The organism is Bdellovibrio bacteriovorus HD100 (genome assembly GCF_000196175.1).
Lineage (GTDB): Bacteria > Bdellovibrionota > Bdellovibrionia > Bdellovibrionales > Bdellovibrionaceae > Bdellovibrio > Bdellovibrio bacteriovorus.
Genome location: NC_005363.1, coordinates 2,941,386 through 2,965,802, shown reverse-complemented (window position 1 = coordinate 2,965,802; position 24,417 = coordinate 2,941,386). Strand labels below are relative to the sequence as shown.

22 protein-coding genes are annotated in these 24,417 nt (G+C 51.4%); 15 read left to right on the top strand and 7 right to left on the bottom strand.

Translation table 11 applies throughout. The annotated features are described in order from the left end of the window. Position 1 precedes the first annotated feature (1 nt). Entirely contained in the window at positions 2–523 is a 522-nt protein-coding gene (locus BD_RS14005) for a MarR family winged helix-turn-helix transcriptional regulator (RefSeq protein ID WP_011165426.1), read from the top strand. A 58-nt stretch (positions 524–581) separates the two neighbouring features. Here the strand turns inward: BD_RS14005 and BD_RS14000 are convergent, their stop codons facing one another. The 6 genes from BD_RS14000 to BD_RS13975 form a co-directional block, all read right to left on the bottom strand. Next, a complete protein-coding gene (locus tag BD_RS14000) occupies positions 582–1,334 on the bottom strand; it encodes a cyclic nucleotide-binding domain-containing protein (protein WP_011165425.1) in 753 nt (250 codons plus the stop codon). 84 nt (positions 1,335–1,418) lie between these two features. Beyond that, complete coding sequence (locus BD_RS13995; protein WP_011165424.1) at positions 1,419–2,567, bottom strand: aminotransferase class V-fold PLP-dependent enzyme; 1,149 nt, start codon at positions 2,565–2,567, stop codon at positions 1,419–1,421. 63 nt (positions 2,568–2,630) lie between these two features. Beyond that, positions 2,631–3,227, bottom strand: a complete 597-nt coding sequence (locus BD_RS13990) for a hypothetical protein (protein ID WP_011165423.1) — start codon at positions 3,225–3,227, stop codon at positions 2,631–2,633. A gap of 109 nt (positions 3,228–3,336) precedes the next feature. Continuing rightward, the gene (locus tag BD_RS13985; protein WP_011165422.1) at positions 3,337–4,110 is read right to left on the bottom strand and encodes a hypothetical protein; all 774 of its coding nucleotides are present in this window, start codon (positions 4,108–4,110) and stop codon (positions 3,337–3,339) included. A 247-nt stretch (positions 4,111–4,357) separates the two neighbouring features. Beyond that, positions 4,358–5,191: a flagellin N-terminal helical domain-containing protein gene (locus tag BD_RS13980; protein ID WP_011165421.1), complete on the bottom strand. Its 834-nt coding sequence runs from the start codon at positions 5,189–5,191 to the stop codon at positions 4,358–4,360. Positions 5,192–5,756: 565 nt separating this feature from the next. Continuing rightward, positions 5,757–6,017 carry a hypothetical protein gene (locus BD_RS13975; RefSeq protein ID WP_157865720.1) on the bottom strand — a complete coding sequence of 87 codons (261 nt, stop codon included), beginning with the start codon at positions 6,015–6,017 and terminating at the stop codon, positions 5,757–5,759. Positions 6,018–6,075: 58 nt separating this feature from the next. Between BD_RS13975 and clpB the strand changes: the two genes are divergently transcribed. From clpB to BD_RS13905, 14 genes are all read left to right on the top strand, one after another. Beyond that, on the top strand, positions 6,076–8,664 hold the full coding sequence (gene clpB / locus BD_RS13970; RefSeq protein WP_041583613.1) for an ATP-dependent chaperone ClpB: 2,589 nt from the start codon (positions 6,076–6,078) through the stop codon (positions 8,662–8,664). A gap of 116 nt (positions 8,665–8,780) precedes the next feature. After that, a complete protein-coding gene (locus BD_RS13965; RefSeq protein ID WP_011165416.1) occupies positions 8,781–9,164 on the top strand; it encodes a methylglyoxal synthase in 384 nt (127 codons plus the stop codon). 91 nt (positions 9,165–9,255) lie between these two features. Continuing rightward, positions 9,256–10,368 (top strand): CapA family protein, encoded by a 1,113-nt coding sequence (locus tag BD_RS13960; protein ID WP_011165415.1) that lies wholly within the window; start codon positions 9,256–9,258, stop codon positions 10,366–10,368. Positions 10,369–10,422: 54 nt separating this feature from the next. Continuing rightward, positions 10,423–10,929, top strand: a complete 507-nt coding sequence (locus BD_RS18090; RefSeq protein WP_157865719.1) for a hypothetical protein — start codon at positions 10,423–10,425, stop codon at positions 10,927–10,929. A gap of 15 nt (positions 10,930–10,944) precedes the next feature. Further along, on the top strand, positions 10,945–11,439 hold the full coding sequence (locus BD_RS13950) for a hypothetical protein (RefSeq protein ID WP_011165413.1): 495 nt from the start codon (positions 10,945–10,947) through the stop codon (positions 11,437–11,439). A gap of 84 nt (positions 11,440–11,523) precedes the next feature. Continuing rightward, on the top strand, positions 11,524–11,850 hold the full coding sequence (locus BD_RS13945; protein ID WP_011165412.1) for a CZB domain-containing protein: 327 nt from the start codon (positions 11,524–11,526) through the stop codon (positions 11,848–11,850). Positions 11,851–12,159: 309 nt separating this feature from the next. Next, entirely contained in the window at positions 12,160–13,356 is a 1,197-nt protein-coding gene (locus BD_RS13940; protein ID WP_231839187.1) for a hypothetical protein, read from the top strand. Positions 13,357–13,441: 85 nt separating this feature from the next. Next, on the top strand, positions 13,442–14,041 hold the full coding sequence (locus BD_RS13935; protein WP_011165410.1) for a riboflavin synthase: 600 nt from the start codon (positions 13,442–13,444) through the stop codon (positions 14,039–14,041). A gap of 2 nt (positions 14,042–14,043) precedes the next feature. After that, on the top strand, positions 14,044–15,174 hold the full coding sequence (gene ribB, locus BD_RS13930) for a 3,4-dihydroxy-2-butanone-4-phosphate synthase (RefSeq protein ID WP_011165409.1): 1,131 nt from the start codon (positions 14,044–14,046) through the stop codon (positions 15,172–15,174). Continuing rightward, the gene (gene ribH / locus BD_RS13925) at positions 15,174–15,713 is read left to right on the top strand and encodes a 6,7-dimethyl-8-ribityllumazine synthase (RefSeq protein WP_011165408.1); all 540 of its coding nucleotides are present in this window, start codon (positions 15,174–15,176) and stop codon (positions 15,711–15,713) included. Before ribB ends, ribH begins: the two co-directional genes overlap by 1 nt. Positions 15,714–15,728: 15 nt before the next feature. Next, positions 15,729–17,933 (top strand): sensor histidine kinase, encoded by a 2,205-nt coding sequence (locus tag BD_RS13920; RefSeq protein WP_038448268.1) that lies wholly within the window; start codon positions 15,729–15,731, stop codon positions 17,931–17,933. A gap of 17 nt (positions 17,934–17,950) precedes the next feature. Then, the gene (locus BD_RS13915; RefSeq protein WP_011165406.1) at positions 17,951–19,324 is read left to right on the top strand and encodes a sigma-54-dependent transcriptional regulator; all 1,374 of its coding nucleotides are present in this window, start codon (positions 17,951–17,953) and stop codon (positions 19,322–19,324) included. Positions 19,325–19,342: 18 nt separating this feature from the next. Next, a complete protein-coding gene (proS, locus tag BD_RS13910; protein WP_011165405.1) occupies positions 19,343–20,842 on the top strand; it encodes a proline--tRNA ligase in 1,500 nt (499 codons plus the stop codon). A 183-nt stretch (positions 20,843–21,025) separates the two neighbouring features. After that, positions 21,026–21,301 carry a KH domain-containing protein gene (locus BD_RS13905; RefSeq protein ID WP_038451621.1) on the top strand — a complete coding sequence of 92 codons (276 nt, stop codon included), beginning with the start codon at positions 21,026–21,028 and terminating at the stop codon, positions 21,299–21,301. Positions 21,302–21,363: 62 nt separating this feature from the next. Here BD_RS13905 and BD_RS13900 read toward each other — a convergent pair whose 3' ends face one another. Beyond that, positions 21,364–24,366, bottom strand: coding sequence for a phage tail protein (locus BD_RS13900; RefSeq protein ID WP_011165403.1), 3,003 nt, complete (start codon positions 24,364–24,366; stop codon positions 21,364–21,366). Positions 24,367–24,417 lie beyond the last annotated feature (51 nt).

Below are 24,417 nucleotides of genomic sequence, written 5' to 3'. Positions count from 1 at the left end.
TATGGCAAAATTATTCATTCAAGATCTCCCGTCCCGTGAAGAGGTTCATACATCTTTGACAACACTGCCGGTGGCGGCAGAGCCGGATTCGATGGCGGTGTATTCCAATCTGCTGTTCCTGAAAGTGGCCAGCGAGATTGAAAACAGCCTGGACAGTCTGCTTTCCAAATACAACCTTTCCAGCGGCCGCTTTATGCTGTTGTTCTTGCTCAGAAACGCGCCTGCAGGTTTGCGTCCTTCGGAGCTGGCCAACCAAGTGGGTGTAACCCAAGCCACGATTTCAGGTTTGATCAACAGTCTGGAAAAAGCTGAATTGGTGGTTCGTGAAGGGCATCAGTCTGACGGTCGTTCGTTTGTGATTCGTCTGGCGCCGAAAGGCGAGCAGGCTATCCAGGACATCTTCCCTCAGTGGTATCCGCGGATCGTGAATTTCTGGAATGTCGTTTCCAATGAGGAAAAAAACAGCCTGAACGGTCTGATGGAAAAGATGATTCAGAACAAGTCTGCTTTGACACCAAGATAGACGCTGGAAACTGGAAATTTGAGATTAGAAGAAAAAGGCCGTTGCAAGACGGCCTTTTTTAGTTTTGAACTTTGTCTTCGTTGGAATTTTTCAGTCGCAGGGAAAGTGTTTTCACCAGCGCCTTGGACCAGGCGGGTTTTGAAAACAGTACCACATCCAGGCAGTTGTTGGGGATTTCGATCAGTTCGCAGTTAGTCAGGCTCATGACATTGGCGGATCGGGGTTCGCCATTGATGTAGGCCATTTCGCCCACGAATTCACCGGGGTTGATATGGCCCAGCAGGGTTTCAACGCCGTTGTCGGTCTTATAGGCTTTCAGTTGCCCGCGTTTCACCAGATAAACGGATTCGGCCTTTTCACCTTCGCGGATCAGGATCTGATGGGCCGCCAGGAATTTCATGCGATAGTTGGCGTTGTCGCCGTTCACGATCCAGTTCAATGCGCGGGTCAGGTGCTCAACGAAAGTGGCTTCGTCGGTCGGGCGGGTCAGGATGTGCACCTGGCCTGTGACGACCTCGTCCACAAAATGATCGGTGTCCGGCAACGGAGACATAATGATGACGGCGATGCGCTCTTTTTTCTGAATCAGTTTTTGTGTCAGATCCAGCGCGCTGATTTTGGAAATCTCGGAATCCACGATGACCACATTCGGTATCACGTTTTCGGCTTTGAACAGGGCTTCGCTGCCGTCGGTGGCCGTGAAAACGGTGGCATTCTGAATGTGTCGGTTCAGGGTGCTTTCAATTTTTTCTGCTTCCTCCGGTTTGGCAGAAGCGATCAGAAAAATTCTTTTACTCTCAAGGTCAGCCACGTGAATTCCCTTCTTCGGACTCCTTAATAAAGAATAGAGAATTCTTCGGCTTGTTCAATGACGGCGAGGGCTGCCTCGACCTTTCTACAGACGCTCAATCACGCTGCGGACATCTTCGGCGTCGTGATACAACCCAAAGCCGAAACGCAGGCGGTTCTTGCGCGAATCCACGTGCACTCCGCGGGCATCCAGTCCCTGCACCAGTTTCTGGCAGTCCTCGGTGGTCGGCAGATCAAACGTCAGGAAGTGACCGTGATGATCCAGATCCAAAGCCATCAGGCGTGAACGGTTCAGCAGCGGGTGCTTTTTTTGTTCCAGTTCCTGCAAGAATACTTTTTGGTTGTTTTGAATGTGCTTGTGAATGGCCGTGACACTGAGACCTTCTTTTTTGAAGGTCTCTAGTGAGGCAATCAGGCGATACAGCGCCGAAAAGTCCATGGTGCTGCCCGCGTACTGAAGGGCATCGGTCGGATAACCCACTTCATTTCCCACGGCAGAAAGCTTTGAAAGTTCAGCAAACCAGCCGGTGTGAAACGGACGGTGACGGGTGCCCGGAGGGACATACAGGAAGCAAGCCCCTTCGCCCCCTTGGGCGTATTTGTAAGAGCCCGCCAGATAGAAGATGCGGCTTTCCAGAGCTTTTAGATCCGTCGGCACAGCCATAAAGGCGTGATAGCCATCCACCACGAACAAACTGTCGGACGGAGCGGATTTCACCAGACGGTGAATATCGCAAGCCAGCCCAGAGTTAAAGAACACCTGGCTGACAAAGACCAGATCCCACGGTGTTGATTTTGCCGCGGCTTCAAATCTTTCATGGAAGGTTTCAAAGGGCAGGGTGGGTACTTTCACCACTTCGAACTGGGACATTTCAGACAGGCGGTTGATCTGACGGTCGAAACTGTAAAATTCAGAATCAGTGGTCAGAATGCGCAGCTTTTTATCCCAGTTCAAAGAACTCAGCAGACGAAAGACAAATTCATGTGTGTTCGGAGCAAAGACAATCTGCTCAGGATGGGACAGGTTCAGACTTTCGGCGATCAGCTTTTGTGCCTGGGGAACCTTGGTGGAAAAAATGTGGTTCCATTTGTTGTCGACATATTTGCAGGAATCATCCCAGTACTGCAGGTGGGCTTCACGGGTGGCATCGGGCCAGTAGTGGTGACTGTGGCAGGCAAAATGGATCTGGTCCGGATGGGCATCAAGGAAGCGTTTGTAGAGGTGCTTGTACATGCCCTGATGATAATAAAAAAGGGAGTCAAAGACTCCCTTTTTTATTTGCTGTGTGCGCAGCGACTAGAAGTAACCTTCGTCATCACCGAAGTCTTCGTCGTCTTCATCGTCATCGTCGCCATCATCATCGTTTTTGGAAGTGATGTCTTCTTCGATTTCCTCGTCTTCTTCTTCGATGGAGCCTTCGCCTTCTTCAGACTCTTCTTCATCATCCCATTCGTCATCTTCAGAAACAGCTTCTTCTTCGATGTCGATCATGCTGTCGATTTCAGCTTCATCGTCAAAGTCCGCTGTCATGTCTTCAACCTGAGGTTTAAGAACTTCAACAGCAGCGATACCGCCTACAGCAGCCGCAGCAGCTTTTTTAGGAGCAGCTGATTTTTTTGCAGCAGGTTTCTTGGCAGCTGGCTTTTTAGCAGCGGCTTTTTTCGCAGGCTTCGCAGCTTTTTTCACAGCAGCTTTTTTAGGAGCGGCTTTCTTAGCTGGTTTAGCGGCCTTTTTTGGAGCTGCTTTTTTAGCCGGCTTAGCCGCTTTTTTTGCAGTCGCTTTTTTAGCTGGTTTAGCAGCTTTTTTAGTTACTTTTTTTGCGGCAGCTTTTTTAGCAGGTTTCGCTGCTTTCTTAGCTACTTTTTTCGCAGGTTTTGCTTTTTTCTTTGCCATGATTCGCTCCCTGAAATGTCCTGGTTCAATAATGGAAATGCCCCCTTAGACTAGCGAGAATTAAGGGGGCATGCAAATCAAAATAGAATGACGGTGGGGACGGTCTTGTTTACTTGATAACCCCACTCAAGTGGTCATCGATGATCTTGGCCAGATCATTTGGAAGGATGAAGGACAGGAACAGGCCGCCATTATAGGCGCCGGATTTAGGGACAATCGTGAAATAACCGAGGGTGCGGGTCGCGGCAGCGTTCTTAAGAGGGTAAGTCAGGCCCAAAAACGCCGGGAACAAGGAACTTTCGATAAACATTCCGACCGCATTCACACCGAAATACAGATAAACCTTGTTGTCCGAGTTCGGATTCAGCCCCAGCCCAAGGGATGGAAGCTCTCCGCTTGGCATCATTGGCAGGTTGTTACCATTTGGCAATTTAGTCGCCGGCAGGGTTGTAACGCGATCTTTAACGATCAGTTTCAGCGGAATGCTGACCGCCACACGCGCTTTTTGCTGGGAATCCATGACCGTTTTGATCTGAACGCCCTTCACTTGCGGCACATCTATATAAAGACTGCTGAAGGCACCTGGCAGGGGGAGATACAGAAGCAAAGCGTTGTTGGCTTTGTCGATACCAAGCACCTTTTCATTTTCATAGGTGCCGCCGCCCACATATCCATTCAGATCCATTTTGTCGTAAGCACTTGGAGGAGCCGGCTCTGTCGGAGCGGGTGTGCCACTTTGACCGGAGTTGCCGTCATCGCTGGACCCCTGGCTGGTGTTGCCAGTTCCCGGCAATGACTCGAAACCTCCCTGTTTGCCACAGGCGGCAAGAGCTGCGGTGGCGAAAAGAGCGACCATCAATCTTGCTGTGATATGTTTAGCCATACAAAACCTCCATGCTTCTTCCATATTTTTCGGAAGGTTTTCACCTAGACTTTAGCTAAATATTTGAAATTATTGGTAAAAAAGTTCTACACTTTTCTGATGCTAATTATCTAGGCAGGTCTGGCTGGAAAAACTTTGAACATTAAAAATGAAAAAGGGGAGCTCGGCGGCCGCCGCTTCCCCAAAAATAAAAAACCCGGAAGGCGTAAACCCTCCGGGTATAAAGTTTGAACTTTTAGCTTTCAGACTAGCCGATCAGCTTAAGAGCCAATTGGTTGGACTGGTTGGCTTGAGCCAAAGTGGATGTACCAGCTTGCAACAAGATGTTGTTACGAGTCATCTCGGAAGATGCCTGAGCAACGTCTGTGTCACGGATACGGCTGTTAGCTGCAGACAAGTTCTCTTGAGCAACACCCAAGTTGTCTACTGTAGAAGTCAATCTGTTCTGAAGGGCACCCAGGTTGGCGCGAGTTCCAGAGATTGAAGTCTGTGCATTATCCAGCATACCCAAAGCTTCCTGAGCGCCTTCTTTAGTGGAGAAGTCCACACCAGACAGACCCAGAGCATCCAAAGTAGCCACGTTTTCAGAAGCGTTGAAGGAGATACGATCTTCTTCAGAGTTGTTGAACAAACCTACTTGGAAATCGAACTTCGGAGAAGAACCATCCAATAGTTTTGTAGTACCCCAAGTTGTTACAGAAGCAATACGCTGCATTTCTGATTTCAACTGTTGAACCTCTTTATTCAACATACCACGCTCTGTTTCACCAACTGTATCAGAAGCAGCCTGGATGCCCAACTCACGAAGACGAACCACGATGTTACCGATCTCGTTCAGACCACCCTCTGCAGTTTGAACCATGGAGATACCATCGTTCGCATTGCGCTGAGCTTGGGCCGCAGATCTGATCTGAGCTTTCAAGCCTTCAGAGATCGCCAAACCTGCAGCGTCGTCAGCAGCTTTATTGATGCGGCTGCCGGAAGCAAGTTTCGCCATAGAGTCGTTGATCTGTCTTTGAGAACCGACCAAGTTACGTTGAGCATTAAGTGCGCTGATATTTGTTGTTACTCTCATTCCCATTTTAAATTCCTCCGTTAATATTTATTTTTCATATTCATTACCTTCCTTGATTTGTTTTGTTGGCATCAGCGAAACCTACTTTCGCTTTGCCGGCACTGACATCCGAGTCGGTGCTTATAATGGCCTTTTTGTTTTTGGGCTTTAACCCTCGCTTTGCTCAGTCCGCTTTCAGGGCTTTGCCTTTCTGCTCCTGCGCTCTGCGCGTGAACAATCTATTGTTCTATTTCAGTTTCATCCTTGAAGGCCCTCCTTTCGGTTCAGCAAGAGAGTGACCATCTCTCTTGACTCCTTCTGAGTGAATCGTTGATGTGCATTAGATCGGGATTTGGTATGAGCTCTTGACAGGACGTCGGGCGGGTTTTGTTTGTTTTTCACAATACTGGCCGTAAGACAGATCGGGGATTCAGGACGTAGGATTGTCCTGAATCATTTGTACACAGTACTTTCAGAGGGAAAAATCGAATTTGTCAGGACTTTGGCTGAGTCAATTTTCTGAATGGGGATAAAAGGCTGAGGCTGGGCGCTGAGCGCAAACCCGCTGCTGGCGTGCAAAGGAACAGAATTTTCAGTCTATCTCGATGAAACGGCAGAAGGCCATGTTGCCGGCCAGTTCATACTGATGTGTTTGTGTGGCTTTGAGGTGATGAAGGGGATTGTACCCAATGGTGCAGACAACTTTTTCGCCGTCAAAGTGGGAACAGTCCTCACAGGAAAAGCGTGTGTCATATTCCAGATAGTCCTTGGGGTTGACGCGGTCTTTTTTAATGGATGGATGCAGGCGTGGCTGCGATTTGCCTTTACCTTTGGGATTTACGATACCTGCCACTTTGACCGCCTTGACATTGCTGAAATAAGACTCATCCTTTATTCCAGATGGAGGGTTTATGAGCAACGATATTGAAAAAATGACGCGAAAAAGCCAGGAGGCCATGCAGGCCGCCGCGAGATTGGCTGAGCGCAAAAGCAGCCCCTCTGTAGAGCCGGAACACCTTCTGATGGAGCTGGTGCAGCAGACCGAAGGCATAGTTCCGCGCATTCTCGACAAATTGAATGTTCCTCAGGCCCAGTTCCTTGCGGAATTGCGGACCAAAATTGATAAATTCCCTCAGGTGACGGGCGGCGGGCAAAAGATGTTTGCCAGCCCTCGCCTTGAAAAGATCTTTCAGGCGGCCGAAACCGAAGCTCAGGAGTGGGGTGATTCCTATATCTCCACCGAGCACTTCTTTATGGCCATGCTTAAAGGCGGGGACTCTGAGCTGAACGGGCTGTTTAAGAAAAACAAAGTCACGGCGGAGGCGGCACGCACGGCCCTGACTGAAATTCGCGGAAAACAAAAAGTGACGGATGATGATCCTGAAAACAAGTACGAGGTTCTGAACAAGTATGCCCGTGATCTGACCGCTTTGGCGGCCGAGGGCAAGCTGGATCCGGTGGTGGGGCGTGATGAAGAAATCCGCCGTGTGGTGCAGGTTCTTTCCCGTCGCACCAAAAACAACCCGGTCCTTATTGGGGAGCCTGGGGTGGGTAAAACCGCCATTGCCGAAGGCCTGGCTTTGCGTATCATCAAACAGGACGTGCCGGACAATCTGATTGGCAAAAAACTGATGTCCCTGGATATGGGGGCGTTGATCGCGGGCGCTAAGTACCGCGGGGAATTTGAGGACCGTCTGAAAGCGGTGATCAAAGAAGTCACCTCCAGTGATGGCCAGATTATTCTGTTCATCGACGAACTGCACACCCTGGTGGGCGCGGGTAAAACCGAGGGCGCCATGGATGCAGGGCAGTTGCTGAAGCCGGCCCTGGCGCGCGGTGAATTGCGCTGTATTGGTGCCACCACTTTGGATGAGTATCGCAAGTACATCGAAAAGGATGCGGCTTTGGAAAGACGCTTCCAGACTGTGATGGTCGAGGAACCAAGTGTTGAAGACGCCATCACCATCTTGCGTGGCCTGAAGGAAAAGTACGAAGTCCACCACGGTATTCGCATCACGGATGCGGCCTTGGTGTCGGCGGTGAAATTGTCTCATCGTTACATCACCAACCGTTTCCTGCCGGACAAGGCGATCGATTTGATCGACGAAGCGGCCAGCAAGCTGGGTATTGAAACCCGCTCGGTGCCGGAAGAAGTCGACAAGATCGAACGCGAGCTGATGCAGTTGCGCATTGAAAAAGAGGCGCTGAAAAAAGAAAAAGACGAAAGCGCCCGCGAGCGTCTGGCGGTGATTGATAAAGAAATCACCGAGCTGAACGCCAAGAACCAGTTGCTGCGGGAACAATGGGAATTTGAAAAAGGCGGCATTGAGGGCATTAAAAAACTCAAAGCCGACATCGAGGACCTGAAGGTGGCCGTGGCTAAAGCCGAGCGCGAGGGCGATCTGGGCAAGGCGGCCGAACTGAAATACGGAAAGCTTCCTGAGGCCGAGAAAAAACTCAAAGCCCTGGAGGAGCGCAGCAAGGAAGGCGCGAAATCCTCTTCAGAAAACCGCATGCTGAAAGAAGAAGTCGGTCCTGAAGATGTGGCCGAAGTCGTCGCGAAGTGGACGGGTATTCCAGTCAGCAAAATGCTGGAAAGTGAATCCCAGAAACTGCTGCACATGGAAGATTCTCTGAAACACCGTGTGGTGGGTCAGGATCATGCCCTGACGATTGTGGCCGATGCCATTCGCCGGGCACGGGCCGAGATTTCAGACCCGAACCGTCCGATCGGAACCTTTATGTTCCTGGGTCCGACAGGTGTGGGTAAAACTGAAACCGTGAAGGCCTTGGCCGAATTCCTGTTCGATGACGAACAAGCCGTTGTCCGTATCGACATGAGTGAATATATGGAAAAACACGCTGTGTCCCGTTTGATCGGCGCGCCTCCGGGCTATGTCGGTTATGAAGAGGGTGGCCAGCTGACGGAATCAGTCCGTCGCCGTCCGTACAGTGTGGTGCTGCTGGATGAGGTTGAAAAAGCCCATCCGGATGTGTTCAACATCCTGTTGCAGGTTCTGGATGACGGTCGTTTGACCGACGGTCAGGGGCGCACGGTGGATTTCAAAAACACCGTGCTGATCATGACCTCGAACGTGGGATCGCAGTCGATTCTGGATCCGGGTATGTCGGAAAATCAGAAACGTGAAGCGGTCAACGAAGCTTTGCGTGAAAGATTCCGTCCAGAGTTCCTGAACCGTATTGATGAGATCGTGATGTTCAAGTCCCTGGGCGAAGCGCAGATTTCCGGCATCGTGAAGGTGCAGTTGGATCTGGTCGCACAGCGACTGAGAGCAAAAAAGATCGGCATCGACTTCAATCAGGAGGCCATCGACTTCCTGGCGAAGAAAGGCTACGACCCGATTTACGGTGCAAGACCTTTGAAACGTGTGATTCAGACCGAACTTCTGAATCCACTTTCCAAAGAGATCATCTCGGGCAAAGTCAAAGCCGGAGACACCATCCACGTCAAAGCCAACGGAAGCACCCTGACCTTCTAAGGTGCCTGGTTGTTTTTTCTGGCTACACAGCATCAAGCCCTGTCTCAACGAGGCAGGGCTTTTTGCTTCTTAAGCGATCACATGACAATTGAGTTTTACGGGAATAGAGTGAACGAATGAAAAAACAAAAGAAAAAGACATTGGCCTTGATTGCTCACGACGGAAAGAAAGCTCTGATGGTTTCTTTCGTGCGTGATCATCTGGAGACTTTCAAAAACTTCACTTTGGTGGGCACCGGCAATACCGGCCGCCTGATCCAGGCCGCGGGATTGAAAGTCACACGCAGGCTTTCGGGACCATTGGGTGGGGACGCCCAGATCGCTGCCGAGGTTGCGACTGGCAAGTGCCAAGGCGTGATCTTTTTCCGTGATCCGCTGGGCATGCATCCCCATGACCCGGACATCTCGATGCTGATGCGAATCTGTGACGTTCATAACGTTCCTTTGGCGACCAATCCGGCGACGGCTGAACTGCTGATTACGGGCCTTTCCCACGACTAGTACTGTCAGGGTTTTAGACACCTTTTGCATTCTTTTCCGTTACAGGCCTGTGGGTTGAGAAACCCCTCTGCCGAGGGCATCCTCACGGGCTATGCGTCTGAATAAAGCTTTCCTCATTGCCAGTCTGCTCTTTGCAACGTCCGCTCACGCGAACAAAGGCGCGAACTGCGCCGATGGTTCCGTGGTGCTGGGGTTTGCCGGGGACATTCTGGTTCACGATGCTCTTTACAAAAACATTCTGCCGAAACAGAACTTCACCAGTCTTTGGAGCAAAGCCATTCCTTTGTTCAACAAGGCCGATTACATGACCGTGAATCTGGAAGGCCCGGCAGCGGTCGGTATCGATAAGGCCGGTCGTGATGTGGGCGATCAGGGTTTCACCTATGATCTGAACGTGTATTCAGGAACTAATTTTTCCTTCAACTTCCATCCGCAGATTCTGCGGGATCTGAAAAGTTCCAATATTGATCTGATCAGCACCGCCAACAATCATTCTTTGGATCGCCAATGGCGGGGAGTGGATCGCACGATTGAGGCCGCAAAAAACATCGGCCTTTCCACGGTGGGCACAAGACCGTCCTATGCGCCGAACGAAAGTTTCTATCACTTGGCAGATGTGCGTGGCTATCGCATGGCCTTTGTCGCCTGCACCGAGGCCACCAATGGGATTGCTGATACGAAGAGCCAAGTTCTTTCCTGTTATGGCAAATCCCAGCAGGTCGAAACATTGATCCGTCAGTTGCGCGCTCGTGGCGATGTTGACGGTGTGATTGTGCTTCCGCACTGGGGTGTGGAATACAGCCACAAACCGGACAAATCTCAAACGGCTTATGCCAAGCGGTTCCTGGAAGCGGGCGCTGTGGCAGTTGTGGGATCTCATCCCCATGTCTTGCAACCTTGGGAAAGCTATCGCACCAGTGACGGTCGTCTGACGATGATTGTGTATTCCCTGGGGAACTTCCTGGCCTTCCAGGCAGGCGTCGAAAAGAAAACCGGCGCCGTTGTCTATCTGCATTTGGGACGCGATGTGCAGGGTCGCACGCAGGTGCTGACATCCTATTACACGCCGACGTACCGCGATGGTTACACCGTTTATCCGATCAGCAGCAAAGGTTCCAAGGACGCCCTCAAAGAAGCCGCCCGTCACCTGGGCACGCAGAACCGTCTGGAGCCAGACCAGAAAATCCCACACTGCAATCAATAAGAATTCGTTTTTCAGGCCCTGCCAATGTGTGCTTCAATAGTGGCAGGAGATTTTATGGAAGCCACCACCACATTCTGGCGTAAATGCAGTTCCTGCAAGAAGCCCATCAATTATGGTTCGAAATATTTCGTCTGCAGTGTTTCCACCTGCAATAACGAACGCACGGGCTATGTCTTTTGCAGTGTTCCTTGTTTTGAAACACATCTGCCAGGGGCAAGACACCGCGATGCCGGGGCCGTGGAAAAGGTTGCTCCCAAAGATGCAGCGGCCGCTGAAGAATCCCATCAGCGCGCTCCGGCCCGTATTATTGTCAAATCCCCGACAGCATCGACATCGTCAGCTCCAGCGGGCAGTCTGGCCGCAGCTCCTCAGGAAGTTTTGATCATCGCTTCTCGTTTGAAGGACTATATTCAGGCGCGTTCTGAATACAATACTTCGGCTTCGGTGATGGATGTGCTTTCGGATCACGTGCGTATTTTGTGTGACCGGGCGATTGAAAATGCACGGGCTGACGGGCGCAAGACGGTGATGGATCGCGATTTCGAGTTTTTGAAAAAATAAAAGAAATGGAGTTCTATGAAAAAGTTTATTGGCGTGCTTATTCTGGCAATGGGCTTTTCTGGTGCGGCCCAGGCTTCCTATGTGTCTTATGACTTAAGTGGTTCAACCGGTTCCCGCGATGGCGAGTCCTACAGCGAAATTCATCTGGGGTTGAATTATTATCCGGTGAACTGGTTTAACTGGAGAAACTCCATTTTCACCCAGTTCGGTTCTCAGATTAACACCGTGTATGGCTTGGACACCGCAGGTCTTTTCAATTACGAGATGTACAACAGCAGCCGCACTTTGGGGATTGAGCTTTATGCCGGTCCGGGATTGCGTTTTGCCTCTGAAAATTCCAACGCGGCGTTTGGAGTTGCCGGGATCACCTTCGGCCTGGGTGGCTTGCGCATCGGTGGAGGTGTTCAGCAGTTCCAGTATTTCGAGGATCGTAAGGATAAAAACGATTTCACTCTTAATAAAAGCGAGACCCAATACTTTATCACATTGTCCGGTGGCGGAAGCTTCTAAAACTGCCTGATTTTTTCTAAAGTCATGATCTGCATCATACAGTGAGAGGGATTCACTCCGACAAGAGCGTCTGAGGAATCCTACATGAAGACTAACGACATCGTTCTGGCTCACGCCAAATACAAACTCAGCCTCAGAAATTTTGTGGAAAACGGTTCAGAGCTGCAGGTGCCTGATGAAGACCTGCTTTTCTGGTTGCGGGACAACAAGCGCAGCCTGTCGCATCTGCCAGCATTTCAACATCTGGAAAAAGAACACGAGGCTTTCTGCAACTATGTTTCTGCCGTGCTGACGCTGGTGGATGCCGGGCAGAGATCGCAGGCCCGGGAGCTGATCAAGAGTGAAATGTTCGTGCTGTTGTCGGAAGAAATTGTCAGCAGCATTGCAGTTCTGGAGCGGGCGGCGAAGTAGCCGTCCGAAATTTCTTTATTGGTATTTCGTTTTTTTGTGATCATTGTTTTGACGTTCAGAGTATTCACACTAGTCATCACGCCATTCAACTTTTCTTAAACAGTCTAAACATTCGACAAGGCAATATTTTTTTATAATTGCTGTTTTCAAGGCTCGCGAACAATTTCAAACACTTAGCGTGTCTCAAGGTGAAACCGGTTTCGTTTTTGCAAATGAGTCCGCAAACTTACACCCGGTTTAAGGTCCAGCCTTTTCATTCCGTATACTGTGCAAGAACCGCCTCGATAGATGGAGTGGAAAGGGAATATCATGAAATCACAAGGCACAGTAAAATGGTCGAAACAAATTTTCAAAGCAGGCGTGATGATCGCCGGCGCGGCCATGACTATGGGAAATCAGAAGTGCGAACAAAAGCAGGCTGAAGTTCCGGTGCGCAGTCTTAAGAAGATTGTGGAGATGGGCGCGATCCGCTCCAGTCCTCTGATCTTCCCGAACGGTTCTTTCGATTTTCAATTTGTTGCCAACGAACAGATATACGGAGTGCTCATGGAGAGCAAAGAATTCGCGCTAAGATATGCGCCTCCTATCGCTGTTCCCCCGGAGCAGGCACGCAGCGGGGATCAAAGCTTCTTCAATCTGACCAAAGCGGACGGTCAGATGATGAAGGCGTTCGCGGAAGCTGTCGGCAAGGACAACTACGATGTGCAGTACGCACAGACCGCGTGGTGTATGGTGAACATTCCACAGGCGAAACTTTCCGGTGCGGTGAATTCATTTGAATTGATCGGCGGTGGTGGTCTGACTGTTGGCTTCACCCCGGCTGGGAACTATTCCACGAATGGACTGGCTTCGGCGGGCTTGAATGTCGAGTGGGCGCAGCTGGATCTTTCCATGATGGCGACTCGTCCGCTGACCTCGAAAGTCATGACAGCCGCCAATGTGACGACAAAACAAACCAAAACCAAAGTGAACTTCGGCCTGAATTTCGGTGCCTTCACCATTGGGCCCAGTGCTTACTATCAGACTCCGCTGGCGCAAGTGACCAAGAATGCATTGGTCAAAGCCGTGGGTGAACTGAACGCCGGTTTAAAATCGGAAGAATGGCATACCCGTGTGATGGCCAATCACGACACGCATCTGGTGATCGTGGGTGGTTTGGATGTGGGCCTGGAAGCGGGCGACCAGTTGTTGGTTTATAACGAAGACTACTACTGGGAAGGTGAGCCTTGTAACTCGAAGTACCTGGGTGGTGGGGCCGCGGCAGGTTCGGCTGTTGCCAAGATCGAGATCGACTGGGTGGGTGATGAAATCTCCCGTGGTCGCGTGATTGAACAAAATGCCAATAACGCGGTTATTGGAGCCAAAGTAAAACTGTTCCAGTTCCATGCGGCGGATTACAAGCCCCAGGATCCGGGTGTTCAGCCGGTGGATTCCTCCACGCCGAGCACTCAGACCCCGTCCAAGCCCATTGGCAATCAAAAACCGGGAAAACCGGGCCGCGGCTAGGGCTTTCTTAGAGTGTAAAAGTGCCACTTTCCTTGCCACGGGCAGGGGAAAGATGTAGGGTCTCGGCCACAAGCTTGAGGCCCCTATGTTTTCTGGAATCGTAGAATCTGTGATGCCCATTGAAAGCTCTGAAGAGCTGACCAATGCCTATCGTATTAAAATCAAAAAACCTTCTGAATTCAATGACATAAAGCTCGGCGACAGCATTGCCTGCGACGGCGCCTGCCTGACCGTGGAAGCTTTTGATGATCAAACCATGACCTTTGCTTTGGCGGCTGAGACCATCAAGGTTCTTGAATGGAACCCACAAAGCTGGCTGGGAAAACAGGTCAATCTTGAGAGATCTTTGCGTTTTGGCGATCGCATTCACGGCCATCTGGTGACCGGTCACGTCGACAGTCTGGGGACTGTGACCCGCGCGGATCTTGAGGGCGAATCCTTCTTCCTGGATGTGAACGTGGCAGAAACCATTTTGCCTTACGTTTGGAAAAAGGGCAGCGTGACCCTGAACGGGGTCAGTCTGACCGTCAACGAACTGCAGGGTTCGGTGGTGTCTGTCTGCTTGATTCCTGAAACTTTGAAACGCACTAACTTGGGACTGCTTAAGCCGGGCAGCCGTATCAACGTGGAGCCTGATTACATGGCCCGCGCCATCCAACGTTCTTTGGAAGTCAGAAAGGGCTAACAATGGAATTCAATACAATCCCTGAGATCATCGATGATGTTCGTAACGGCAAGATGGTCATCCTGGTGGATGACGAGGATCGTGAAAACGAAGGCGATCTGATTCTGGCCGCTGAATTCGCGACGCCACAAAATATCAACTTCATGGTGAAAGAAGCCCGCGGCCTGGTGTGCCTGTGTCTGACAGCCCAGCAGGTCGAGCGTCTGCAGCTTCCACTGATGGTTCGTGATGATCTGAACTTTGCGCCGAACAAAACGGCGTTCATGGTCAGCATCGAAGCTTCTGAAGGGATCTCGACCGGTATTTCTGCTGCCGACCGTGCGCTGACGTGCCGAGTGGCTGCGAACCCTCATGCAAAACCCTCTGACATTCACATGCCGGGTCACATCTTCCCAATCCGCGCCCAGCAGGGTGGGGTTTTGAAGCGTGCGGGTCACACAGAGGCCAGCGTGGATCTGGCCCGTCTGGCGGGTTTGAATCCGGCAGCCGTGATCTGTGAAGTGATGAACGATGACGGCACAATGGCTCGCGTGGGTGATCTGCGTGAGTTCGCAAAAAAGCACGACATCAAAATTGGCACGATCGTGGATCTGATCGCTTATCGTCTGGCGAATGAAACTTTGGTGGAAGAGCTGCACAGCGTTCCACTGCCGGCGTCTTTTGGTGAAAACATGCAGGCGCGTGTTTTCCGCAGCACCGTGGATGGGTTGGAACATTTGGTGATTCAAAAAGGTGAAATCAAGAAAGATCATCCGACCCTGGTTCGTGTTCACGTGGATAACTTCACCCGTGATTTCATGGCGGTGGTTCAGCGTGGGGCTTCGTCCGTGCTTGAAAGCATCAAGGCGATTTCCCAGGAAGAAAGCGGTGCTTTCGTGCTTCTGCGCGGGAACAACCGAACTTCCGGTCTGACTCAGGAGCTGAATGTTCTGGTGGGTCTTGAGGACATCCGTCCGACGACGCCGTTGATGGATGAACGTGATTACGGCATTGGTGCGCAGATCCTGCGTGAGATTGGCGCGAACAAAATCCGCCTGTTGACCAATAAGCCTGAAAAGAAAGTCGGCCTGAAGGCCTTTGATATTGAAATCGTTGAAATTGTCGCAATGGAAAACTTGAAGGGACCAAAATAATGGGAAAAATCAAAGTTGGTGTTGTCACCGCTCGCTGGAATCAGGAAATCACCTCTAAACTTGAAGAAGGCGCAATCAGCTATCTGGAGGCCTGTGAAGACGTAGAGATCTTTGCGGCTTTGGTTCCGGGCGCGGTGGAAATCCCATTGGCGTGCCAGGCTTTCCTGGAAGCGGGCTGTGACGGTGTTGTGGCTTTGGGTGTGGTGATCCGTGGTGACACTTCTCACTATGACTATGTTTGCAACTCTGTGACTGACGGCGTAACTCGCCTTATGCTTGATTACAAAAAACCGATCGGTTTCGGCGTTCTGACGACGGAAAACGAAGAACAAGCCCTGGCTCGTGCGGGTGGTGATCACGGTAACAAGGGTGAAGAAGCGGCTCAGGTGACGATGGAAATGATCGGCCTGACTCAGGAAATCCCTGCGGCCATGAAGACAGCTCTTATGTTGGCTAAAAAAGCCCCTGCGAAAGCGGCCAAGAAGCCTGCAAAAGCTGCGGCAAAAACACAAAAAAAGAAGAAAAAAGTAAGAAAGTAATCTAGCATGGGGCCTATGGAAAATACGCCCCTTAAGGATGAGTTTCTTCCTCCTGGTCCCCAGGAGTTTAAAAAGCGACGCCGCGAGATCATTTTGGTTCTTGTGGTGTCGTTTTTATTTGGTCTTCTGACGTGGTTTGAGATCCGCCTGTTTGCCACCAGTCAGCAGCTTCCGTTTGTTCACAGTATCTTCTTCTTCGGTCTGGTGAACTTCAACATCATCCTGCTTTTGCTTCTGCTGTTCATGATCTTCCGCAACGTCGTGAAGGTCTTCGTGGAAAGACAGGGCAAAGTCTTTGGCTCAAGTTTAAAGGCCAAACTGGTTGCGGCCTTTGTGGCGTTCAGTTTCATTCCGACCGTGCTGATGTTCATCATCTCGGTCTTTTATATCAACTCCAGCTTCGACAAATGGTTCAGTGCGAAGATGGCCGGGGTCCTGAAAAGCTCCATCGAAGTCACCAACGCATACTATTTCAACGCCAAGAAAAAGAACTATCACTTCGCCCATCAGATTGCGGATTCTCTTCGTCCGCTGCGTGATCAGCGTGCCATCGAAAAAAAAGTGGAACAGCTGCGCAAGGATTTCAGCCTGGATGCGGTGGAGTATTATCCATCCCTGTTCGGCAAGCGCGTGGTGGTGTCGGCCGAAGATGACACCGTACCAACGGTGCCGGCAGTGTCTTTGGAGTTCCTGCAAAAGGGGATCAAGCTTCAGGCCGAAGCCAGTATCATTCACCAATTTGGTGACGGCAATCTGGTGCGCGTGATTGTGCCCGTCCAAGAGGGCGCCGAGCGGGGTGCAGTTGTCGTTTCAAGCTTCCTGCCGCTTTCATTGATTTCCAAGATGAATGACATCTCGACAGCGTATGATGAATTCCGCGATATCAATCCGCTGGAATACCCGCTGAAGTCGATCTATTTGTATATTTTGGTTCTGATGACCTTCGTGATCCTGCTGGCGGCAACCTGGTTCGGATTCTATCTGGCAAAACAACTGTCAGTGCCGATCGTGCAACTGGGCCGCGCCACCCGCCGGGTCGCCGGGGGGGATTACACTCCGCTGGAAGTCAAAGCCGGTTCTGAAGAGATTGCTGACCTGATTCAAAGCTTCAACTCGATGACGGGGACGTTGGAAAGCACGCTGGCCGAACTGGATCAGCACGCGCGGTACACGGACACGGTTCTTAAAAACGTCAGCGCCGGGGTGATCTCGGTGGACAGGGCGGGGATTGTAACGACGATCAATCGTCATGCCGCCCAGCTGTTGCGTGTGGATCCGGAAAAGTACATCGGGCATTCGGTGCGTGATCTGCTGACGCTGGAGTATTTCCGCACCTTCGCGGAGTTGCAAAAAACCATGCACGATCATAAGATCGAAAGTTTGCAAAAAGAGCTGCGCCTGAATGTTCAGGGGGAAGCGATTCCGTTGCAGGTGACCTTGTCGATGTTGAAAGATGAAAAGGGCGAAGACATCGGTAAGATTCTTGTCTTTGATGACATGTCCCCGATTGTGAACGCCCAGCGTGCGGCGGCGTGGACCGAAGTGGCCCGTCGTATCGCGCATGAAATCAAAAATCCGCTGACGCCGATCAAACTTTCTGCCGAACGTCTGCAGCGCAAGTTCGGGGGCTCGATCACGGATCCGGCCTTCAGCGAATGCACCACCATGATCGTGAAACAGGTGGATGGACTTAAAAATCTGGTGAATGAATTCAGCAACTTTGCCCGTTTGCCGCAGGCCCGTCCGGTGGTGGCGAATTTGAACTCGGTGGTGGAGGAATCCCTGGGGTTGTACCGTCAGGCCCACCCGCAGATCGACTTTGAGTTCAGCAAGGACCTGGAACTGCCGGACTTCAAGTTCGACCCGGACCAGATCAAGCGTGTTTTGGTCAATTTGGTCGATAACTCAGTTTCCGCTGTTGCAAAAGAGTCACAGCCCAGCGTGAAAATCACCACGCGCTACGATAAAGACATCAAAACCGTGCGCATGACGGTGGCGGACAATGGCGAAGGCATCCCCGCGGCGGATCGAAGTCGCATTTTTGAGCCATACTACTCTACAAAAGAGGGCGGAACTGGGCTAGGATTGGCCATTGTGAAAAGGATCATCGAGGATCACAACGGGTTTATTCGGGCCACGGCCAATGAACCCAAAGGTATCAAGATGGTTATTGAAATGCCAGTGAACGAAGTCGGCGCATGGAAGCCGTCTGAGTCCTAGCAAGAAAAGAGGTCGTTATGACGGCACTGAACACGAAAATTTTGATTATTGACGACGAAGCACCGATTCGTGATGTGCTTTCCGCATCTTTGCGTGATGAAGGCTATCAGGTTTCTTTGGCTCATGATGGTGAATCGGGAATCCAGGCGATTCGTGACGTTCAGCCGGACATCGTGTTTTTGGATATCTGGATGCCGGGCAAGTACGACGGTATCGAAGTTCTGAATCTGGCGCGCAAAGAGTTTCCTCACGTGGAGTTTGTGATGATCTCCGGTCACGGAACCATCGAAACCGCGGTGAAGGCGACCAAACTGGGTGCCTGGGACTTTATTGAAAAGCCTCTTTCCATGGACAAGATCCTGATTGTGATCTCCAACATCCTGAGCTACCAGCAGCAGAAGGAAGAAAAAGCGCTTCTGTTGAACAAGCTTCGTAAATCCATCGCTTTGATCGGCGAGGCCCCAAGCATCGTGGCGACAAAGCAGATCATCGCGCGTGTGGCACCGACCAGTTCCTGGGTTCTGATCCAGGGTGAAGCCGGTACAGGCAAAGAGCTTGTCGCACAGAATATCCATTACATGAGTTCCCGCGCCAGCCGTCCGTTTGTTGAAATCAACTGCGGTGGCATCCCCGAGGACCTTCAGGATTCAGAAATTTTCGGAATCGAAAAAGGCGCCATGCCGGGTGTAGAGCGCACGAAAAAAGGCAAACTGGATCTGGCTTTTGGCGGCACACTTTACATTGCTGAGATCGGCGAGCTGAATCAGGCGGCGCAATCCAAGCTGTTGAAGTATCTCGACAACCGCACCTATACCAGAGTGGGTGGCACGGAATTGATCGAAAATGATGTTCGTGTGATCGCAGCCTCCTCGAAGGATCTTGAAAAAGAAGTGAAGGACGGTCGTTTCCGTGAAGACCTTTACTATCGTCTGAACGTGATTCCTTTCCGCGTGCCTGCGCTGAGAGAGCATCCCGAGGACATCCCGGTGCTTGTTTCCTATTTCTCTGACAACGTTTCCCGCGAAAGCGGTTATCCGAAAAAAGCGTTTTCAGAAAAAGGCGTGGAAAAAATGCTGGCCTATCAGTGGCCGGGCAACGTTCGTGAACTGAAGAATTTTATTGAGCGCGTGTACATTCTGACTCCGGGCGATTTCGTGGACGTTCACGATTTGCGTTTCGCAGGTCTGATCGACAAAGACGACGAAAAAGCGGTGGAGATGCAGGATCTTTCCACCTTCCGTGAGGCACGCGCCCAGTTTGAAAAAGAATATCTGCTGCGCAAGATTGGCGAAAACAGCGGCAATATTTCGCGCACAGCAGAGGTTATTGGTCTGGAAAGAAGTTACCTGCACCGAAAGATCAAAGCCTACGGAATTGATACGAAAGAATAGAAGGAAAGAGACAGTAAGATGGCAGATACAGCAATTACCCCGACACGTTCTCAAAACTATCCAGAGTGGTACCAGCAGGTGATCGTTGCCGCTGATATGGCGGAAAACTCTCCGGTGCGCGGTTGCATGGTGATCAAACCCTGGGGCTATGCCGTTTGGGAAAACATGCAGGGCGTTTTGGACCGCATGTTCAAAGACACCGGCCACGTGAATGCCTATTTCCCTCTTTTGATCCCGTTGAGCTTCCTTGAAAAAGAAGCGGCTCATGTGGAAGGCTTTGCGAAAGAATGCGCGGTTGTGACTCATCACCGTTTGAAAGGTGATGGCAACGGCAAGCTGATCCCGGATGGCGAACTGGAAGAACCACTGATCATCCGCCCAACCAGCGAAACGATCATCGGTCACCAGTTTGCAAAATGGGTGAAATCTTATCGTGATCTGCCGATTCTGGTGAATCAGTGGTGTAACGTGATGAGATGGGAAATGCGCACGCGCATGTTCCTGAGAACTGCCGAATTCCTGTGGCAGGAAGGCCATACCGTTCACGCCACGGCCAAGGAAGCTCAGGAAGAGACTTTGCAGATGCTGAATGTTTATTCTGAATTTGCAGAACAATACATGGCAATGCCGGTGATCAAGGGCATGAAAACTCCGGATGAAAGATTCCCGGGCGCGGTGGACACTTACACGATCGAAGCACTGATGCAGGATAAAAAAGCCCTGCAGGCGGGAACTTCTCACTTCCTGGGTCAGAACTTTGCCAAGGCCTCTGAGATCAAGTACCTGAGTGCGGAAGGCAAGGAAGAGTTCGCTTGGACCACGTCCTGGGGTGTTTCGACCCGTTTGATCGGTGGTCTGATCATGACCCACAGTGATGACAATGGATTTGTGGTTCCTCCAAGACTGGCTCCGTTGCACGTGGTGATCATTCCGATCTATCGCAACGACGAAGAGCGTGCTCAGGTGCTGGACTATGTAAAAGCTTTGGAAAAAGACCTTAAAGCCCAGAACTATGTGGGTTCTTCCGTGCGTGTGAAGATCGATGATCGTGACATGCGTGGTGGTGAAAAAGCATGGCAGTACATTAAGCAGGGTGTTCCTGTGCGTGTTGAAGTGGGTCCTCGTGACATGGCAAAAGGCGAAGTCTTTGTCGGTCGCCGTGACCGTGGTCCGAAAGAAAAAGCTTCCATGGAAAGAAACGCATTCGTGGCAAACATCACGAATCTTCTTCAGGAAATGCAAGATGGTCTATTTGAGCGTGCGAAACAGATGCGCGATGAAAGCATCAAGACCATCACGAACCTGCAGGACTTTGAAAAGTACTTCTCTGGTGGTGAAAACACCGCTCCGGGCTTTGCCAAGGTCCCTTGGTGTGAAGCCGGGATGGGGCATGAGCTGCTGGCGCAGTTGAAAGTGACTCCGCGCTGTATGCCGCTGGATCAGGAGCCGGTACAGGGCAACTGTATTTTCTCCGGCAAACCCGCGACAAAGTGGGTCTTGTTCGCAAAATCCTATTAAGCTAAAGGCCCTCTTCCGAGGGCCTTTTTCATTCCGGTCAAAGAATCAATAAATCTCGTGTTTCCCCGAACTGTTCGGGAAGCATTTCTCTGTGAACACTTTGAAGTCTTGTCGTTAAAGGTGGACGTTGCCCTTTGTGGGGCCAGCGTTGACCATGGTTGGGAAGTTAACGAAAGGCACAAAGTGTTGGCGCTGGCGGAAGCACAAACGGATCAGGTTAGAGAGCGTATCGCAGGTTTGTTACAGGATGTGGTAAGGGAAATGGCTGGTGGCGCTGACGGTATCGACGTCAGGTTCACAACTGGGGACCGCACAACCGTATATTGCATCAATATCCCTCAGGAGCATCGTGGAAAACTGATCGGAGCCCAGGGAAAGAATATCACTTCATTGCGCAATATCCTGGCGGCCATGGCTGGGAGCAATGGTTTCCGTGCGATCATCGAGCTGGTTGTCTAATTTATTGTAAAGAAATGAAATGCTGAAAATAAAAAAGAGCTCCCGGCGGGAGCTCTTTTTTATTATTGAACTTCGATGAAGCTGGCGTCCGACCACGGTGAAGTCTGACTGGAGCTGCGGCCACGCATTCGGAAGTACCAGCGTCCTTTGCTCAGGCCCCGGTTCAGATAGTAATCGCGGGCTTCCACTTTATAAACCACACTGCCGCTGAAATCCGTGTTTTTGGCAAGTTCCAGTTCGTACCAAGCGGCCCCCAGAATCTGCCCCCAGGCGAAGCGAATGGCATCGCCTGCTTTGAACTTGTTGCCCTTTGCCGGGGCTTCCAAAGCCGCCGCCAGAAGATCAGCCTGTTTGCGATATTCCACGCCGTAAACCTGAGATGGAGTGTCGAAGAAGTCCGGACTTTCTGACTTGGGAATCAGGCGGAAATAGTACCAGCCCTCTTCTTGCACGGGCATAAAGAACTCGATATTGCGGGTCTCAAAACGTTGGGCGTCTTTCAGGCTTTCGTTCCGGCCCACCTCGATCAAGTACTTCTTTGCGTTCTTGCGATGGTTCCAAAGAACGTGCAGCTGGTCCTGAGCCTGCTTTTCGTCAATATTGGCAAAAGTGATTTCGTAGCGTTCGACTGACGGGCCTGGCAGAACGCCTTTGATCTTAAATACCGCAGAGGCAGGGGAGATTTCCCCTTCTTTGGAGCGGGCCAGAACCCGCACATAGCTCGGTTCTTTGGTCGCGTGATCAATGGCGTACTCCGGAGAATTCAGATTCACACTCAACGTCACATTGCCAAACTTGGGCGTGTCCGCCATTTCGATGATGTATCCCGCAGCGTGAGGCACCGGCTTCCACTTCATCGTGACACGCACCGTGACGGGACTTAGCAGGTCCTCTTTTTCTTTCAGCAGCTCGGGTGCGGATAAAGGAGGGCGCACCTCGGTGCTGATCACATTCGACCAACCGGAGGAAGGTTTGTCGGTGTAGATTTTCTGGGCGCGCAGATAGTAGGTGCCCGGATCGGTGACTTCAACACCCCCAGACAGGGGGCCGGTGCGTGAAGCGGTGACGGTTTGGAAATCAGCGGTGCGGCTTAACTGCAACTCGAAGCGCTCATTGTTTTTTGCATCGCGAACTTTAGCCGTGATTTCCCAGCGGCCGCGTTCGATCAGGCGCAGTTCGGCTTTTTCCAGATTGATATCAGAAGGCGGCACCACGGTGATCTTGCGCGGAGGCGTGGTTTTTCCGTTGGCGGCAATAAGTCGCCAATAAAAGAATCCGGCTTTTTTCCGGGTCACTTCAGTCGACGTCCGGCCAGAGGTGTTTAATTTTTCCAGGTCCTGGGTGAAACTCGCCACGGTGGAAAACTCAAGGGCCGGGGCGGAGCCGCTCCATTCAAAGCGGATGGGCTTTCCGACATAGGCCACCAGATTGTCTTCCGGGGCCGTGATGCTCAGCGCGTTCTGGCGGTCTGCTGTGGCGGCGGCTTCACTTTTCTTTGCCTGAAGTTCCGCCGCTCTTGCGGCTGCCGCAGAGGCGGCCAGATTTTTCATGGCCGTTGGCGAAGGCTGCAGTGTCACGATATTTGATGCGGCAGAGACTTCGCCTTCTTTGGCTTCTGTTTGCAGGCTGATGTAGTAGGGACGTGTCAGGTATTCGTTGATTTCAAATTCTGTTTTTGATTTCGGCAGGCGTGTAATTTTGGAGTCCCGCATGTCAGCATTGAATGAAGTGCGCAGCAGGAAGTATTCAGCCGCCTCTTCACCCGTCCAGGACAGGGTGGCGGCAACAACCCCGCCCACTTTTTCGCCGTGCGAACTGACTTTAAGGATCGGCGCGGTCAGAGGGCTGCGAACATGGAGTTTAAGGGGGTCGGACCAGTCAGAAACCAAATCGTTGCCATAGAGGCGGCGCACGCGCAAATAAAAGTCACCGGATTGGTCAATCAGAGACCGGAACGGCGCTGGGCCGACAAAGGCATCATACAGATCCTGGTATCTTTCCGTGCGGCTGACCTGAAACTCGTATCGAGCATTGGCAGCAGGGTTGTTGATCGAGACATCCAGCTGCCACTTTCCGCGTTCAATGAAAGTCAGGCGCGGTTCGGTCAGCGAGGTCTTTTGCAGGTTGGCGACTTTGAAGTAAGAGGCGCTGGAGAAGTGGGGGACACCCTCTTTGTACGAGACAACGCGCCAGAAAACATCTCCGCTCAGTTTTGCGACGGGCACCGGGATTGTCTTGGTGCCCGTCACAGTCAGCTCGCCGTCTATCTGATAGAAATCGGGATGGGTTGAATACTCCAGCGTCTGATGTTCAGCCGGGTCACTTTCCCAAACGAAGAACTGGTTGGTTTCGTTTTTATAGACGACTTGCTTTTCCACTGGCTGCAGCAGCTTGATGGATGGATCAATGGTCTGATCGATATAGAGTTCCACCTTGCTGGTCTCACCCTGGTTGCCACTCACTGGGGGGGCGTTGCCGGACCCGCGACTGCGCACGACAACGCTTTCTCCCTGGGTCAGTATCTTTTTGTCTTCAACTCCCTCAATGGCAATCTGCCCTGCGGCCATGGCCAGGCCCAACGCATGCTCTTTCTTTTTAACATACAGATCATACTTCGAGCCCGGGCCGATTCTTAAACCCGCCTGATCCACACGCAGGATGATGCCTGTGTTGTCATTGGGAAAACTGCGCAGATTGAAAGAACCGTCGTTGAGGGCCAGGATCAGGTTGTTTCTACCGCCAGAGTCTTCGGAAATGCGCAGCAGGGTGTTTTCGCTGAGGCGTGCGCGGCGGTTGCCGGAGAAGTGAAGAACGGCTGCTGACTTTTCGCCAACGAAAACTTCAGAGCCGTTGAAAAGTTTTTGTCCATCACTGGCCGTGCGCCAGAAAAAATCTCCCGGATATTTATGTCTGACTTGTGTCCGGATCTCGCGAATGACAGCAAGCGGTTTTCCCAGCGTGGTTTCATCCACTTTGCTCAGGCCTGGGATTCCCGCAAGATAGGCCACGCCCGCTATGATTCCGATGAACAAAACAAGTGCTGCTAATACGAGTTTCTTTTTCATTCCCCTACTATGGGGGATTTATCTGTCGATGTACAGACGCGACCGGTTCAC

What these genes read in the sequence shown, in the direction of transcription:
- BD_RS14005 (WP_011165426.1), top strand. Translation starts at nt 2, where the DNA reads ATGGCAAAATTATTCATTCAAGATCTCCCGTCCCGTGAAGAGGTTCAT.
- BD_RS13995 (WP_011165424.1), bottom strand. Translation starts at nt 2,567, where the DNA reads ATGTACAAGCACCTCTACAAACGCTTCCTTGATGCCCATCCGGACCAG.
- BD_RS13990 (WP_011165423.1), bottom strand. Translation starts at nt 3,227, where the DNA reads ATGGCAAAGAAAAAAGCAAAACCTGCGAAAAAAGTAGCTAAGAAAGCA.
- BD_RS13985 (WP_011165422.1), bottom strand. Translation starts at nt 4,110, where the DNA reads ATGGCTAAACATATCACAGCAAGATTGATGGTCGCTCTTTTCGCCACC.
- BD_RS13980 (WP_011165421.1), bottom strand. Translation starts at nt 5,191, where the DNA reads ATGGGAATGAGAGTAACAACAAATATCAGCGCACTTAATGCTCAACGT.
- clpB (WP_041583613.1), top strand. Translation starts at nt 6,076, where the DNA reads ATGAGCAACGATATTGAAAAAATGACGCGAAAAAGCCAGGAGGCCATG.
- BD_RS13965 (WP_011165416.1), top strand. Translation starts at nt 8,781, where the DNA reads ATGAAAAAACAAAAGAAAAAGACATTGGCCTTGATTGCTCACGACGGA.
- BD_RS13960 (WP_011165415.1), top strand. Translation starts at nt 9,256, where the DNA reads ATGCGTCTGAATAAAGCTTTCCTCATTGCCAGTCTGCTCTTTGCAACG.
- BD_RS18090 (WP_157865719.1), top strand. Translation starts at nt 10,423, where the DNA reads ATGGAAGCCACCACCACATTCTGGCGTAAATGCAGTTCCTGCAAGAAG.
- BD_RS13950 (WP_011165413.1), top strand. Translation starts at nt 10,945, where the DNA reads ATGAAAAAGTTTATTGGCGTGCTTATTCTGGCAATGGGCTTTTCTGGT.
- BD_RS13945 (WP_011165412.1), top strand. Translation starts at nt 11,524, where the DNA reads ATGAAGACTAACGACATCGTTCTGGCTCACGCCAAATACAAACTCAGC.
- BD_RS13940 (WP_231839187.1), top strand. Translation starts at nt 12,160, where the DNA reads ATGAAATCACAAGGCACAGTAAAATGGTCGAAACAAATTTTCAAAGCA.
- BD_RS13935 (WP_011165410.1), top strand. Translation starts at nt 13,442, where the DNA reads ATGTTTTCTGGAATCGTAGAATCTGTGATGCCCATTGAAAGCTCTGAA.
- ribB (WP_011165409.1), top strand. Translation starts at nt 14,044, where the DNA reads ATGGAATTCAATACAATCCCTGAGATCATCGATGATGTTCGTAACGGC.
- ribH (WP_011165408.1), top strand. Translation starts at nt 15,174, where the DNA reads ATGGGAAAAATCAAAGTTGGTGTTGTCACCGCTCGCTGGAATCAGGAA.
- BD_RS13920 (WP_038448268.1), top strand. Translation starts at nt 15,729, where the DNA reads ATGGAAAATACGCCCCTTAAGGATGAGTTTCTTCCTCCTGGTCCCCAG.
- BD_RS13915 (WP_011165406.1), top strand. Translation starts at nt 17,951, where the DNA reads ATGACGGCACTGAACACGAAAATTTTGATTATTGACGACGAAGCACCG.
- proS (WP_011165405.1), top strand. Translation starts at nt 19,343, where the DNA reads ATGGCAGATACAGCAATTACCCCGACACGTTCTCAAAACTATCCAGAG.
- BD_RS13900 (WP_011165403.1), bottom strand. Translation starts at nt 24,366, where the DNA reads ATGAAAAAGAAACTCGTATTAGCAGCACTTGTTTTGTTCATCGGAATC.